General features: G+C 65.1%; 12 protein-coding genes. 4 read left to right on the top strand and 8 right to left on the bottom strand.

Features of this window, described 5'->3' with window-relative positions:
* From ACXJL8_RS13815 to ACXJL8_RS13805, 3 genes are all read left to right on the top strand, one after another.
* Positions 1–706: carbohydrate ABC transporter permease (locus ACXJL8_RS13815; RefSeq protein WP_456685113.1), on the top strand; the 706-nt coding region annotated here is incomplete at its 5' end.
* The gene (locus tag ACXJL8_RS13810) at positions 703–1,569 is read left to right on the top strand and encodes a carbohydrate ABC transporter permease (protein WP_456620297.1); all 867 of its coding nucleotides are present in this window, start codon (positions 703–705) and stop codon (positions 1,567–1,569) included. The genes ACXJL8_RS13815 and ACXJL8_RS13810, both read left to right, overlap by 4 nt.
* Positions 1,570–1,680: 111 nt before the next feature.
* Complete coding sequence (locus ACXJL8_RS13805) at positions 1,681–2,667, top strand: hypothetical protein (protein ID WP_456620296.1); 987 nt, start codon at positions 1,681–1,683, stop codon at positions 2,665–2,667.
* Here the strand turns inward: ACXJL8_RS13805 and ACXJL8_RS13800 are convergent, their stop codons facing one another.
* From ACXJL8_RS13800 to ACXJL8_RS13770, 7 genes are all read right to left on the bottom strand, one after another.
* The gene (locus ACXJL8_RS13800; protein ID WP_456620295.1) at positions 2,668–4,695 is read right to left on the bottom strand and encodes a methyl-accepting chemotaxis protein; all 2,028 of its coding nucleotides are present in this window, start codon (positions 4,693–4,695) and stop codon (positions 2,668–2,670) included.
* 16 nt (positions 4,696–4,711) lie between these two features.
* Positions 4,712–5,695 (bottom strand): TRAP transporter substrate-binding protein, encoded by a 984-nt coding sequence (locus ACXJL8_RS13795; RefSeq protein WP_456685112.1) that lies wholly within the window; start codon positions 5,693–5,695, stop codon positions 4,712–4,714.
* 103 nt (positions 5,696–5,798) lie between these two features.
* Positions 5,799–6,611, bottom strand: coding sequence for an ABC transporter permease (locus tag ACXJL8_RS13790; protein ID WP_456620293.1), 813 nt, complete (start codon positions 6,609–6,611; stop codon positions 5,799–5,801).
* A gap of 4 nt (positions 6,612–6,615) precedes the next feature.
* Positions 6,616–7,530, bottom strand: a complete 915-nt coding sequence (locus tag ACXJL8_RS13785; protein WP_456620292.1) for an ABC transporter permease — start codon at positions 7,528–7,530, stop codon at positions 6,616–6,618.
* On the bottom strand, positions 7,527–8,693 hold the full coding sequence (locus tag ACXJL8_RS13780; RefSeq protein ID WP_456685111.1) for an ABC transporter ATP-binding protein: 1,167 nt from the start codon (positions 8,691–8,693) through the stop codon (positions 7,527–7,529). The genes ACXJL8_RS13785 and ACXJL8_RS13780 overlap by 4 nt, the downstream gene beginning before the upstream one ends.
* A gap of 181 nt (positions 8,694–8,874) precedes the next feature.
* Positions 8,875–10,335 (bottom strand): glycerol-3-phosphate dehydrogenase, encoded by a 1,461-nt coding sequence (locus ACXJL8_RS13775; RefSeq protein ID WP_456620290.1) that lies wholly within the window; start codon positions 10,333–10,335, stop codon positions 8,875–8,877.
* Between the two features lie 140 nt (positions 10,336–10,475).
* The gene (locus ACXJL8_RS13770) at positions 10,476–13,160 is read right to left on the bottom strand and encodes a sensor domain-containing protein (protein WP_456620289.1); all 2,685 of its coding nucleotides are present in this window, start codon (positions 13,158–13,160) and stop codon (positions 10,476–10,478) included.
* Positions 13,161–13,362: 202 nt separating this feature from the next.
* Here ACXJL8_RS13770 and ACXJL8_RS13765 point away from each other — a divergent pair, with 202 nt between their 5' ends.
* Positions 13,363–14,466 (top strand): NAD(P)/FAD-dependent oxidoreductase, encoded by a 1,104-nt coding sequence (locus ACXJL8_RS13765; protein WP_456620288.1) that lies wholly within the window; start codon positions 13,363–13,365, stop codon positions 14,464–14,466.
* A 221-nt stretch (positions 14,467–14,687) separates the two neighbouring features.
* Here ACXJL8_RS13765 and ACXJL8_RS13760 read toward each other — a convergent pair whose 3' ends face one another.
* A complete protein-coding gene (locus tag ACXJL8_RS13760) occupies positions 14,688–14,870 on the bottom strand; it encodes a YdcH family protein (RefSeq protein ID WP_008131172.1) in 183 nt (60 codons plus the stop codon).
* Positions 14,871–15,128: the final 258 nt, after the last annotated feature.

Below are 15,128 nucleotides of genomic sequence, written 5' to 3'. Positions count from 1 at the left end.
GGCGAACTATGTCGCGCTGTATAATGACCCGATCTTCGCGCGTGCCGCGGTCAACACGCTGATCTTCCTGGTCATCGGCATCAACATCAAGATGCTGATCGCGCTGTTCCTGTCCGGCTTCTTCGCGCAGCAGCGCACCTGGATCAAATGGCTCTCGGTGATCTTCATCCTGCCCTGGGCGGTGCCGTCGATCCCGACCATCCTGTCGGTGCGCTTCATGCTCAATCCCGAATGGGGCGTGATCAACCACTTGATCTTCTCCTTCACCGGCGATGACGGCCCGAACTGGCTGAACGACCCGACCGTGGCACTCACCATGGCGATCGGCGTGCACATCTGGAAGTCGCTGCCGTTCTGGACGCTGATCCTGATCACCGGCCGCCTCGCGATCTCCCACGATCTGTTCGAAGCCGCCGAGGTCGATGGCGCGAGCTGGTGGCAGAAATTCCGCTACATCACGTGGCCGTCGATGCAGACCCTCTATATCACCTGCACGCTGCTCTCGATGATCTGGACGCTCGGGGACTTCAACAGCGTCTATCTGCTGACCGGCGGGGGACCCGCCGACCTCACGCACGTGCTGGCGACGCTCGGCATCCGCTATCTCCGGCTCGACCAGCTCTCGCTCGCGATGGCCTCCATCGTCTGCGCGATGCCGTTCGTCCTGCCGCTCGTGTACTTCATGATGAAACGGTTGTCGCGATGAAGCTTCCCGGCGTAAGTGAATTTTCCTGGCGCGACGTCGCGACCGAAGCGCGGCTGCTGCTGATCGGCATTCCCGTCTTCATCTGGACGATGGTGCCGATCTATCACATGTTCCTGTTCGCGATCTCTCCGAAGGAGGACGCGTTCTCCGGCAAGCTGTGGCCGGACCATCCTACGCTGCACAACTTCGAGATCGTGTTCAAGCAGCAGCACTATTTCCTGCGCGACTTCTACATTCAGTTCTGGAATTCGCTGGTGATCGCCGCCTCGGTCGGTGTGCTGACGCTGTTCATCGCCACCGCGGCGGCATTCTCGATCTCGCGGCTGCGCGTGCCCGGCGGACGCATCGTGATGAACCTGGCGCTCTTCACCTATTTCATCCCCGCGGCGTTCCTCGCCGTGCCGATGTACCGCACCATGGGCAATTACGGCCTGCTCAACAATCACTGGGCGCTGATCCTCGCCATGGTCACGATCGCTTCGCCCTATGCGATCTGGGTGCTGAAGCAGGCCTCCGACAAGCTGCCGGTCGAGCTCGACGAGGCCGCCGTGATGGACGGCGCCACCACGCTCCAGATCTTCCGCCTGGTCTACCTGCCGCTGATGATGCCTTCGCTGGTCGCGATCGGCACCTATGCGGTGCTGCTCGCCTGGAACGAATATCTCTACGCCTTCCTGCTGCTCTCGAACGACCGCGAGATCACGCTCCCCGTGGCGCTCGGCAACTTCCTCGCCGCCGACGATTCACCCTGGGAGCTGCTGATGACGACCGGTTTCATCTACGCGCTGCCGCCGGCCGCGATCTACTACGCCTTCCGCCGCTACATGGTGGGCGGGCTCACGGCGGGTGCGGTGAAGTCGTGACGCAATAGGACGGATCGGGACGCCGCAAGCAGGGCGTACGAGCGGCAACGTGGACAATTGCGGGTTGTCCGCGCCTGCTCTAACTTCGAGCCCTGTCAAGGGCTCGTCATCATGCGCGGCAACGACGCGATCCATCTCGGCCTGATGCTGCTGGCGCTCGCGGCGGCCTATCTGGTGCCGTTCGAGCTGCTGCTGCTGGCCTATGTCGTGCTCGGCCCGGCGCATTATTTCACCGAGATCTCGTGGCTGCACGACCGCAGCTACTATCTGCCTCACCGCGGGATTGCCGCTGTCCTGGCGATCGTCGCCGTGGTCGCGGCCCTGATCGACAACGCGTCGTGGTTCGGCTTTGCGATGTGGGGCGCGCTGGTCGTCTGCGCCATGCTGGCGGCGACCGTCTCGACGATCGAGAGCATGCTGCTGTTCATGGTCGCGATCGCATTGTCCGCGATCATGTATTCGAGCGGGTCGTCACTCGCCGTCATCGGCATCCTGATCCCGACCCTGATCCACGTCTCGCTGTTCACGCTGATCTTCATGGTGCTCGGCGCTCACAGGTCGGGCAGTCGCGTCCAGGCCGCGCTGGTGGTGGTCTACCTCGTCGCAATCGCCACGATCCTGCTGCTGCCGCCGACCGCCGAAATCCGGATCTCGAGCTTTGCCCGCGTCGGGCAGGACTATTTCGGCAATGTCGGCCCGGCCCTGGGCCGGCTGTTCGGGATGCCCGGCCTCGTGCTCGACACCAGGCTGACCAGCCTGCTCGCCTTCGTCTACACCTATCACTACCTCAACTGGTTCATCAAAGCCGACGTGATCCGCTGGACCGCGGTGCCGAAGGCGCGGCTCGCGGCGATGGCCGCCGCCAGCGCCGCATCCACCGCGCTGTACTTCTACGACTACGCGTTCGGCTTCACCTTCCTGCTGGCGCTGAGCCTGATCCACATCCTGCTGGAGTTTCCGCTCGACAGCCTGGCGCTGCGGCAACTCGGATCCGCTGTCCAGGGCGCAGTGCGCGCGCGATACGCGGGCCCCGTTGCGGCCGCCGCGACGCGGTCGCGTTCGGCAAAAGCCCCGAAACGAGCGCCCCGGTCGCGCTGATCATCCCGCCTTGCGCACGGTCTGCAGAAACTCTGCAACATCTTTCTTGAGCGCGCGTGCCTGACCCTGCAATGCCGAGGCGGCCGTCAGTGCGGCTTCAGCGCCGGCATCGGTCTCGCCGGCCACGGTGCGGACGGCGCCGATCTGGTCGGTCACGGCCGCTGTGCCGTTCGCGGCCTGCTCGACATTGCGCGCGATCTCGCTGGTTGCCGCCCCCTGCTCCTCGACGGCTGAGGCAATCGTCGTCGCGATCTCCGTCATCTCGGCGATGGTTCTGCCGATCTGGCCGATCGCAGCGACGGACTGTCCGGTCGAGCCCTGGATCTCGGCGACGAGGCCTGCGATCTCCTCGGTGGCGCGCGCGGTCTGGGTTGCAAGGCTCTTTACTTCGTTGGCGACCACGGCAAAGCCCTTGCCGGCATCGCCGGCCCGCGCCGACTCGATCGTGGCATTGAGCGCCAGGAGGTTGGGCTGGCTCGCGATCGCCTGGATCAGTTGGACCACCGTACCGATCCGCTCGGCTGAATCCGACAGCGCGCGCATCAGCGCCTCGGTACGCGACGCTTCGCCCTTCGCCTGATCCGACACCGATACGGAGCGCGAGACCTGGCTCGAAATCTCCTTGATCGAGGCGGCGAGCTGATGCGTCGCGGCCGCAACGGTCTGCACATTCGAGGACGCCTGGGCCGATGTCGCGGCGACCTGCTCGGCAAGCGAGCGACCGCGCTCGGCGATACGGGCGAGACTTCCGGCGCTCTGTCCCATCTCCTCGGCACGGCTTGAGACGCCGCCAATGACGCCCTCCATACCGCGATCGAAGCGGTCGGCAAGCTGAGCCATCATCGACGCACGTTCTGTCTCGGCTGCGGCACGCTGCGCGGCAGCGTCCTGCTCCATGCGCCGGACGGTCTGCGCGCTCTGGCGGAACACCTCGACCGCTCCGGCCATATGACCAATTTCGTCGCCACGCTCGCCGCCCGGGATCGCCTCATCGAGCTCACCCGCCGCAAGGCTCTGCATGCGCAAGGTCATCTGGCCGATTGGACGCGACACGCTGCGTCCGATCAGCCAGGCCAGCAACGCGCCCAGGACGAGCGCGAACGCGGCCACCGTGAACACGAGATTGCGGGTTTGATCGACCGATCCAGCCGTCAGCCGGCTCTGCTCGGTGCGCATCGCGCCGAGGGCCCGGCTGATCTCGGCCGCCTTGGCGTCGATCGCGCTGCTGGATTTGACGAGATCGGCCTGCGCCTTGCGCAGCTCGCCGATCGCGGCAGCAAGCTCCGTCAGCGTTGTCGATTGATCAGCAAGCACCTTCTTCAGGGCCGCGATCAGATTCTTCAATCGCGACGCCTCGACATCGGCGATCTCCGCCTCACTATCGGCCACCGCGGCCAGCGCATAGCCGATCGTCAGCCCGGCATCGTCGGCGTCGACCTGGGCCTGGGTGATGGTGAAGCGCAGCATCGAAACACGTATCGCATCCACCGTGCCGGCCAGGCGCAGCGGCTGGAGCAGACGGTCGGGCTGGTTGGCGAGCGTCACATTGATCGCACCGACGGCGAGGCCCGCCGAGGCGCCGAGCGCCTCGCTCTTGGTGCTCGCGTTGCGCAGACGATCGACGGCGGCGGCGACCGCCGTGAAGGATTTTCGATAGGTACCGAGCGCGTCCACCAGCGCGCTCCGGCCGGCGGCAATCGCAGGAAGGCGGGCGAATTGCTGGTCGACCTGATCGAAGGTCTGGCCAAAGCCGTCGATCGCCTTCATGGCGCTATCGCGGTCGCCCAGATTGCGCGTCCGGATGAATTTCTCGACGGTGACGTTCGACGAGAGTAGCGCGGCATGCACCCTCGCCATGCCGGCATCACCATCCGCACTGGTGACGAGCTCTCCGACGGTGCCGCCGATCTCGGACAGTCGCAGGACGGCGAGCAGGGCCAGCACGCAGAGGAAACCCAGGACCAGCGCGAAGCCGCCGAAGATGCGCGGGCGGATACCGATGCGCGACAGGAGCAATGACAGGTTCATGATGTTTCCCGGAGAATTACGGCGTAGCCCGGATCCGGGCGAGCAGATCCTTGCCGAAGCGCTTCTCGAATTCGGGTTCCAGGGGCTTCACGGCATCGATGAAGGGCTGGCGATCGACCTTCTCGATGATCYCCATGCCGCCCTTGCGCAGCTCCTCCAGCTTCTTCGTCTCCTCCGCGACGCCACTCTGCCAGGTCGCCTCCGCACCGGCCTTGGCTGCGGCGATGATGGCGGCCTGGTCGGCGGGCTTCAGGGCCTGGAACACGTCGCGATTGGCGACGAAGGCGATCGGCGCGAAGAAATGCCCTGTCAGGCTCGCATATTTCTGCACTTCCTCGAGATGGCTGGCGGCGATCGTCATGACCGGGTTCTCCTGCCCGTCGATGCGGCCGTCCTTCAGCGCGGAATACACCAGCGTGAACTCCATCGGCACGACCTCGGCGCCCAGCGCCTTGAAGGTCATCTGATAAACCTCGTTCGGCAGGACGCGGATCTTCAACCCTTTGAGGTCTGAGGGCGAATGAATCGGCCGTTTCGAATTGGTGACGTTGCGAAAGCCCTGCTTGCCGATCGCGAGCAGCACCAACCCCTTGTCGGCGAAATGCTTGGCGAACAGGGCGCCAACCGGCCCATCCGCAACCGCCTTGGCTTGCGCGGCATCGCGGAACAGGAACGGCACGTCGAAGACGCCGAATTCCGGAACGGCGGAGCTGACCACCGAGCCCGACAGAGTCGCCATGTCGACCACACCACTGCGCATGGCGGCAAGGATCGCCGTCTCACTGCCCATCGCGTTGCCGGCGCGTTCATCGAGGATGATACGACCCTGTGCGATCTCAGCGAGCTTGCGGCGAAATTGGTCAGAGCCAATCTGCTGCGGCGACTGCGGCGAACCGTTGTACACCAGCGACACCATCTGCGTCGCGCCAGCCGACGGCCGAACGGCCAGACAGAACAACGCCAGGACAGTGCTGGCCACACCAATATAAAGCCGCCTCATCGTCCCTCTTCCCCAAGCGGCGCGACGATAACGAGATAAGCTATATGAATTGTTAACCTAGATTCCAGCGGTGCCCAAGCACCGCACACGGCGCGTCGGACGACTACAACGGCGCCGCGCTCTCGCCCTGCGAGCTCGACAGTTTCGAGGCGAGCGAGGCGATGACGATGACGACCGCGATCAAAGCGATCACCAGCGTGCAGATCGCGTTGATCTCGGGCTTCACGCCCAGCCGCACCTCGGAATAGATCCGGATCGGCAAGGTCGCCGAGCCGGGGCCGGTGGTGAAGCTCGCGATCACGAGGTCATCGAGCGACAGCGTGAAAGCCAGCATCCAGCCCGCGACGATTGCGGGTGCGATTAGCGGCAGCGTGACGGCCACGAAGGCGCGGACGGGATCGCAGCCGAGGTCCATCGCCGCCTCCTCCAGCGACCGGTCGAGCGAGCCCAGGCGCGACTGCACCACAACAGCGACGAAGCACATCGTCAGCGTGGTGTGGGCGATCGTCACCGTCCAGAAGCCGCGCTCGGCGTTCAGCGCCACGAACAGCAGCAGCAGCGACAATCCGGTGATCACCTCCGGCATCACCAGGGGCGCATAGAGCATGCCGGAGAACAGCGTGCGGCCGCGAAAGCGCTCGCCGCGCGATAGCGCGACGGCCGCCAGCGTGCCGAGCAGCGTGGCGATGCTCGCGGAGGAGACGGCGACCTTGAGGCTCATCCAGGCCGCCTCGATCATGGCGCGGTCGTTGAAGAACTCGTGATACCAGCGCAGCGACCAGCCGCCCCACACCGTCACCAGCCGCGAGGCGTTGAAGGAATAGATGACGAGAATGAGGATCGGCAGATAGAGGAACGCCAGCCCCAGCGCCAGCGAGGCGATGTTGAAGCGGGACAGGCGGGAGAGCTTGCGCATCGCCTCAGCGCCCCTGTTCCAGTTGCCGCTTCTGCAGCCGTTCGTACAGCAACAGCGGCACCAGCAGCACCACAAGGAGAATGATCGCCGCAGCGGAGGCGACCGGCCAGTCCTTGTTGGTGAAGAATTCGAGCCACAGGGTCTGGCCGATCATCAGCGAATTTGAACCGGCCAAAAGGTCCGGAATGACGAACTCGCCGACAATGGGAATGAAGCAGAGCAGCACGCCCGCGCCGACGCCGGGCAGCGACAACGGGAAAGTCACGAGCCAGAACACCTGCCATGGCGGCGCGCCGAGGTCGGAGGCGGCCTCTTCCAGCGCCGGCTCCATCTTGGCGAGCGTGGCATAGAGCGGCAGGATCATGAACGGCAGATAGGAATAGACGATGCCGATATACATCGCGCTGTCGGTGGAGAGCCACACCACCGGCTGGCTGACCAGATGCAGCGCCAGCAGGATCTGATTGAGCAGGCCGTCGTGCTGGAGGATGTTGATCCAGGCGTAGATCCGGATCAGGAACGAGGTCCAGAACGGCACGATCACCAGCACCATCGCCACCGCCTGCCAACGCTTTGGCAGCCGCGCCATGCCATAGGCGATGGGATAGCCGATCAGGAGCAACAGCGCGGTCGCGGTGACCGCGACGGTGAGGCTGCGCACATAGGCGAACACATAGATGTCGTCGGAGACGAGCAGCTTGAAATTGTCGATCGACAGCGCGGTGAAGGAAGCCTTGAGCGACACCCATCCCGCGGCCAGGTCGAACACCGGCTCGTAGGGCGGCTGCGCGATCGCCGTCTGCGACAGGCTGATCTTCAGCACGAAGCCGAACGGCACCAGGAAGAGCAGCACCATCCAGACATAGGGCGCGATCGCGGCGAAGCGCGCCGGTCGCGCGAAGATGCGGCGCGAACTCATGGCGGCAGCACCACGCAATCGTCGGGCGTGAACCAGGCCACGACGTGCTGGTTCAGGCTATAGGCGTCGACGTCGAGGCGCGCGCTGTTGGCCACGGAGGCCTGCACCATCCCGCCGGTATCGAGCTTCACCTTGTAGGTGGTGGTGCCGCCGAGATAGCAGATGTCCGCGACCACGCCGTCCAGCCGGTTGATTGCCGTCTCGCGACCGGCCTCGCTCACCGGGCCGCGGCGCGACAGCTTGACCTTCTCGGGACGGATCGCGACCGACAATTTTCCCGCGCCGACCGGCTCGCGCGGCTCGGCCACCACCAGCGTACCCGCATCACGCGTGCCGATGACCAGACGATGGCCGTCGCGCAATCTGGACTCGGCGTCGAACAGATTGATGTCGCCGACGAACTCCGCGATCCAGCGCGAGCGCGGCGCTTCATAGAGTTCGCGGGGGCCAGCGACCTGGGCGAGCTTGCYGGCCTTCATCACCCCGATCCGGCTCGCCATCGTCATCGCCTCTTCCTGATCGTGGGTGACGATGATGAAGGTCATGCCGAGCCGGCGCTGCAGCTCCATCAGCTCGCCTTGCGTGCTTTCGCGCAACTTCTTGTCGAGGGCCGCGAGCGGCTCGTCGAGCAGCAGAAGTTGCGGCCGGCGCGCCAGTGCACGGGCCAGCGCGACGCGCTGGCGCTGACCGCCGGAGAGCTGGTCGGGCTTGCGCTTTTCCAGTCCTTCGAGCTTCACCAGCGCGACCATCTCCGCAACGCGGGTGGCGATGTCGGCGCACGCCATGCCGGCGCGCCTCAGGCCGAAGGCGATGTTGTCGCGCACCGAAAGATGCGGAAACAGCGCGTAGTTCTGGAACATCATGTTGATCGGGCGCTCATGCGGCAGCGCCTGCGCGATGTCCTTGCCGCCGAGCAGGATGCGCCCCTCGTCCGGCGCCTCGAAGCCGGCGAGCATGCGGAGCAGCGTGGTCTTGCCGCAGCCGCTGGGGCCAAGCAGCGCAAAGAACTCACCGGCCTTGATGTCGAGCGAGACGCCGTCGACAGCCCGGAACGTCCCGAACGTCTTTGCCACGCCCTCGATGCGCAGCAACGGCTGGCCCGCCGCGGAAAGCGCATCTCCGCGGGCCGCATCCGCGTCTGTTCTGGGCAACTCGTCAGTCATGGTCCCTGCCAACCCCGATTCCGTCGCACGCTAGCGGCCGATCGGCCTTTGCTCAACCGGTTCGGGGTAACTTCCATTGCAGCCCCGTAGCCCGGATGGAGCGGAGCGTAATCCGGGGGCAGTACAGCAGCGGTGAGACTTTCCCAGATTGCGCTTCGCTCCATCCGGGCTACGCCTCCGCCTAGCTCACACCCGCCATGAACGCGGCCAGCGCGTCACGGTCCGCCGCCGGCATCGTCAGCCCGAGCTTGGAGCGGCGCCACAGGATGTCGTCGGGGAAGCGAGCCCATTCGTGGTTCATCAGATAGCGCACTTCGGCGCCAGCCAGTTCGGGGCCGAAGGCCGGGCCGAGCTCGTCACGGGTCTTCGCCTCGCCCAGCACCGCCGGCAATCGCGAGCCGTAGGCCCCGACCAGGCGTTGCGCCTCTGGCTCCGACAGAAAGCGCCAGCGGTCGCGCGCGAGGTCGACCTCGGTGTCGAAACGATCCCAGGCGAAATCTCCGCCGGGCAGCGCGGCGCCGGCGGTCCAGAGCGGCGACATCGGATAGAACGGCGTCAGCCGCGTCACCGCCTGCTCCGCGCGCAGGCGCGAGGTGGTGACGTCGCCGCCGAACATCGTGATCAGCGGCGCCTTGCGCCTTCGCGCGTGGAACAGCGTGGTGCCGTCGCGCCGGCGCGCCGATGGCGGCGTCAGGTTGACGCCGGAGACCGTCCGCACCACGTCGGTCGGCGCGACGCGCTCGCGGAAATAGCGGCTCGCTGCTTCGCAGAGATAGCTGACATCGGCACCCGGCATCGCGACGATCGCCGGATCGCCGGTGAAAGCACGTGTGATCGTGCCGATCAGCGTGAAATCGCGCTCGAACGGGCTTGCGAAGATCAGCCGCCCGTCGTTGTTCTGGAAGACATAGACGTTGTCGGTGTCGAACAGCCGCGGAACGACGATCTGGCTCATCTGCATGGCCGCCATCGGGGGCGCAGGCTGCCGCAACACGGTCTCCGCGACCATCGAGGTCCAGCCGCCCGTCGCATTGGCCAGCGCACGGGTCGTGATCACCCGGCGATGGCCGCGATCGACCACCGCGAGCCGCCAGATATCGTCCCGATCCGCCCGCACGCAACGCGCCCCGGTCCGGATTGCGGCGCCGCGTTCGGCGGCATCCAGCGCCGTGAGAACCAACAGGCGGGAATCGTCGACCACGCAATCCGAATATTCAAAGGCGATGCCGAACGGACGCTTCAAGGCGTCGCCGACCGGATGATGCGTGATGTCGAGGGTCGTCGATGCCGGCAGTCCGCTCCGGTTCGTGAGGCCGTCATAGACGAACAGTCCGGCGCGCAGCAGCCATGGCGGACGCTCGTCGGAATGCGCGGGGATCACGAAGCGCATCGGCCGAACCAGATGCGGTGCGATCCGGAGCCAGGTCCGGCGCTCGGACAAGGCCCGTCGCACCCGCCAGAAGCCGCGGCGTTCCAGCACCGACAGATCGCCATGGATCAGCCGCGGCGTCGCCGACGACGCGGCGCCGCCGAGATCGCCCTGCTCGACCAGGATGACCCGCAGGCCGCGGCCGGCGGCATCACGCGCCAGGCTGACACCGTTCAGGCCGCCGCCGATGATCGCAAGGTCGTAATCCGCCATGAAGCCGTCGAGGGAGTGCGAAAGGAAGCGCTCCCATCACTAGAGCCATTTCCGTTCCGATGGAATCGGAACGGGGCTCCAGATTCTTGTTTGACGCGCTTTCTTTGCGCGAACCGGCATCCAACTCGCTCGAAAACGCTCTAGCCGGTCTGGAGGGCGAGCTGCATCGTCTCGGCGCGGCCGACGAGGCCGGCATATTGCCCGATCGGCAGCGGCTTGCCGAGCAGATAGCCCTGCACGCCGTCGCAACCTTCCCTGGCGAGGAAGGCGAGCTGCTCGATCGTCTCGACGCCTTCGGCGATGATCGACATTTCGAGGCCGTGGCCGAGATCGATCACGGCGCGCACGATCGCGGCCGATTGCGGGTTGCGGCCGAGATTGGTGATGAAGGCGCGGTCGATCTTGATCTTGTCGAACGGGAAGGCCTGGAGATAGCTCAGCGAGGAGTAGCCGCTGCCGAAATCGTCCATGGAAATACGCACGCCGAGCGCCTTCAGCCGGCGCAACAGCGCCAGGCCGCGATCGAAATCCTCGATCAGCACGCCTTCGGTGATTTCGAGCTCGAGCCGGCCGGGCGCAAGCCCAGTCTCCAGCAGGATCGAGTGAACGAGCCCGACCACGTCGCCGTGCATGAACTGCGCCGGCGACAGATTGACCGCGACCTGGAGCGGATTCGGCCAGGACGCCGCCTCGCGGCAGACCTGGCGCAGGATCCACTCGCCCATCTCGACGATGAGGCCGCTCTCCTCCGCGATCGGGATGAATTCGGCCGGCGAGACCTGGCCGCGTACCGGATGCTGCCAGCGCGCCAGCGCCTCGAAACCGATGATGTCGCTCTCGGCCACGCTGTGGCGCGCGAGGCCCTGCGGCTGGAACGCAAGCGAGAGCTCGCCGTTCTTGATCGCCTTCGACAGGTCCTGGTGCAGCACGCGGCGGTCGCGGATCTGCTGGTCCATCTCCGGCTGGTAGAGGCCGATCGTGCCGCGCGACTTCTGCTTGGCGCGAAACAGCGCCGCGCCGGCGTTAGCGAGCAACGAGGCGCCGTCGGCGCCATTGTGCGGGAAGATCGACATGCCCGTGGTGACTCCGGCGCGCACCGCGCGGCCGTCGATATGGAATTCCTGGGCAACGGCGTCGCCGAGCTGCCGCGCCAGCACAAGGCCCGCCTCGGGCTGCTTGCCGTCGATGATGAGGCCGAACTCGTCGCCGGACAGGCGCGCCACCACGCCGCCGCGCGCGGCGTCCTGGAGCCGATGGGCCACCTCGATCAGGAGCTTGTCGCCGAGCGCATGGCCGAAGACGTCGTTGACCTCCTTCAACCCGTCCAGATCGATGCAGAGGACCGCGAACTCCTCGCTGGTGCCCTCGCAGGCCTCGATCATCTGGGTCAGCGCCTGGAGAAAAGCGGCACGGTTCGGCAGGTCGGTGAGGCCGTCGTGATAGGCCATGTGCGCCATGCGCGACTCGGTCTGCCGGCGGTCGGTGACGTCCTCGTGGGTCTTGATCAGATATTGCGGCTCGCCGGCGTCGTTCAACACGGTGGCGCGGCGGGTGAGGAACAGCCGCAAGCCGTCCTTGGTGGAGATCGGATGCTCCTCGGTGACCATCCCGCGCTTCCTGATCGCGGCTTCGTCGCGCGCGATGATCAGCTTCGCCTCCTTGGCGTTGAAGATATCGGCGGCGGTCAGGCCCGTGGCTTCCTCGCGCCTGCGGTTGAGGATCGTTTCCGCGCTGCGGTTGGCGAGCAGATAGCGGCCGTCCTTGACCTGCTCCACGATCAGCGCCACCGGGATGTTGTCGACCACGAGCTCCAGGAACTTCTTCGTGCCCTCCAGCTCCTGCGACAACGAACGCCGGTCGGTAATGTCCTCGAACACCACCAGCAGGAATTCGGGCTGGTTGTTCTCGTCGCGGACCACGATCCGGATCGAGGCAACCATGCGCCGGGCCGCGCCGCGCTCGACCTCGAACTCGTTGCGAAACTGGCCGCCCGGCGCGTTGAGCGCCGCCCGGTCGGTCGCCTCGATGCTGGCCGCCGAGACGGGCGCGAACAGCTCGCGCGCATTCTTGCCGACGGCGTGGTCCCGCGAAAATCCCCAGAACCGCTCATAGGCGCTGTTCGCGAAGATGTAGCGRCCATCCTCGATGTTCTTCGCCGCGACGCATGCCGGCACGTTGTCGAGCACGGTTTCCAGGAACTGCTTGGTCGAGGCAAGCTGCCGCGACAGCTTGCGCTGGTCGCTGACGTCGAGATGCGTCGCCACCGAGCCGCCGTTCGGCAGCACGAAATATTTCGTCAGGATGGCGCGTCCGTCCGGCAGTTCGGTAATCAGGCCGTTGAGGCTTGCCGCCTTCTCGTAGAATTCATTGTCGGTGGAATCGAGCATGCCGCGGTCGCGACGGAGCTTGAGGAGGTCATGCCCGTTCATGTCGGCCCAGAGATCCGACCGCGACAGGCCGTAGATGTCGAGATAGCGGTCGTTGCAGAAGATGATGCGCCGCTGCGCATCCGTCATCACCACGCCCTGGTTCAGATTGTTCATGGCGGAGGAGACGAAAGCGTTGCGGCGCAATTGCGCCCGCTTGGCCCGGCCCACCGCGGAATGGATCCACAGCGCGATCGCCGCCAGGAGCGAGCAGACGGCAATTCCGCCGATCAGCGCTTCCCAGACCAGATTGGGATCGAGGCTGCCGAGATAGCTTACGGGGACGAGTCGTTCGGACAGGGAAGAGGCGCGTGCAGGCGCGACCGCGCTGGCCAGGCACACGACGGCCTGCACAGCAATCGGAAGCGTGCTGCCCACATGCCAGTTCTTCTCAGCCATCAGCCACCCGCGATTTCAATACGGGATTGTCTGGCTTCGCCGGTTTGGATCGGGTAAACGCCTGTACGCGCAACAGAAAAATGTGACGTCAACTACGGCAATTGGCCTGACATGATAAATGCTTCCTTAACGGAAAACGGCCTTGGCGCCCGCTTCGAGGCTCGGATGCCATCGGCGGTTCCAGCGGATATCCTGTACAACCATGGATAGGGTCGACTGCGTCGTCATCGGAGCCGGCGTGATCGGGCTCGCGGTGGCGCGAAAGCTGGCGCAGGCCGGCCGCGAGGTGATCGTGCTCGAGGAAGCCGAGGCCATCGGCACCGTCACCTCCTCGCGCAACAGCGAGGTGATCCATGCCGGCATCTACTACCGCGCCGGGAGCTGGATGGCGCGCATGTGCGTCGACGGCAAGCACGCGCTCTACCGCTACTGCGCCGAGCGCGGCATCCCCCACAAGAATTGCGGCAAGCTGATCGTCGCGACCAGTGCCAGGGAAACCGAGAAGCTGCAATCGATCAAGGCGCATGCCGAGGCCAATGGTGTCCTCGACATGCAGCTGCTCCCGGGGGAAGCGGCGCGCGCACTGGAGCCGGCGCTAGCCTGCGACGCCGCCCTGCTCTCGCCTTCGACGGGCATCATCGACAGCCATGCCTACATGCTGTCGCTGCGCGGCGAGGCCGAGGCGGCGGGCGCGGCCTTCGCGTTTCACACGCCGATGATCCGCGCCAAGGCGGCGGGCGGCGTCATCGAGATCGACGCCGGCGGCGAAGCGCCGATGACCTTGCAATGCGGCCTGCTGGTCAACGCGGCCGGCCTCTCGGCGACGACGGTGGCGCGCAGCATCGACGGCATGCCACTGGATCGGATTCCGCCGGCCTATCTCGCCAAGGGAAATTATTTCAGTTGCAGCGCCAAGGCGCCGTTCTCGCGCCTGATCTATCCGGTGCCGGAGCCCGGCGGGCTCGGCGTGCATCTGACGCTGGACATGGCAGGCCAGGCGCGTTTCGGCCCGGACGTCGAGTGGATCGAGACGATCGACTACGCGGTCGATCCCTCGCGCGCCGAGCGATTCTATCCGGCGATCCGCAGATATTGGCCGACGCTGCCCGATGGCGCGTTGATGCCGAGCTATTCGGGCATTCGTCCGAAGATCGTGCCGCCGGCCGTCGCCACGCAGGATTTCCTGATGCAGGGTCCGCGCGACCATGGCGTCGAAGGCCTGATCAATCTGTTCGGCATCGAATCGCCGGGATTGACGTCGTCGCTCGCGATCGCGGACCACGTCGCCGAGTTCGCAGGCATCTAAAGCGTTTTCGAGCGAAGTGGATACCGGTTCGCGTAAAGAAAAAGAAAACGCGTCCAAACAAGAATCTGGAGCCATTCCCGTTCCGATTCCATCGGAACGGGAATGGCTCCAGGCACCGCGCAACAATGATCGCGCACCCTGCAACAGGGATGAGCGCAAAAGCTCTCATCCCTGCGTGAAAGGGTGCGATCAAACTCTACGCTGATACGGGGGTTACTTTACTAGTGAAGCGTGTCGCCGGTGTGCTTCAGACGCTCGATCTGGTCCTTGACCATCAACTTCCGGCGCTTCAACTCAACAATTTGCAGGTCGTCTGTTGAAAGGTGCACGAGAGCTTCGTGCAATTCGTTTTCGAGAGTTTTGTGCTTCCGTTCCAATTCAACCAGATGTGCCTGAATTGTCATTCGAAACCTCCTCGGTAGGGGTGACCTTGGATTCGATCCGGACAGCGAAGTGTACATCACCGATTCGTTCTGTCGATGGGTATCCGTCGTCGCAGTGTCATTTTTGAAAATTCATATGTAACGAAGCGTGAGTAATGGAACCGCTCTGGAAAAATCCATGATATCAATGCGCTTGCGCGGCGCGATCGCGATCCACGGAAAATATCTTGCGGGAGATCCGTGAGCGACGGTCCGAGATCGCTTGCGATCAAGCCGCGC

It is taken from the genome of Bradyrhizobium sp. P5_C11_2, from assembly GCF_054049755.1.
This window is presented reverse-complemented; position numbering and strand designations above follow the sequence as displayed.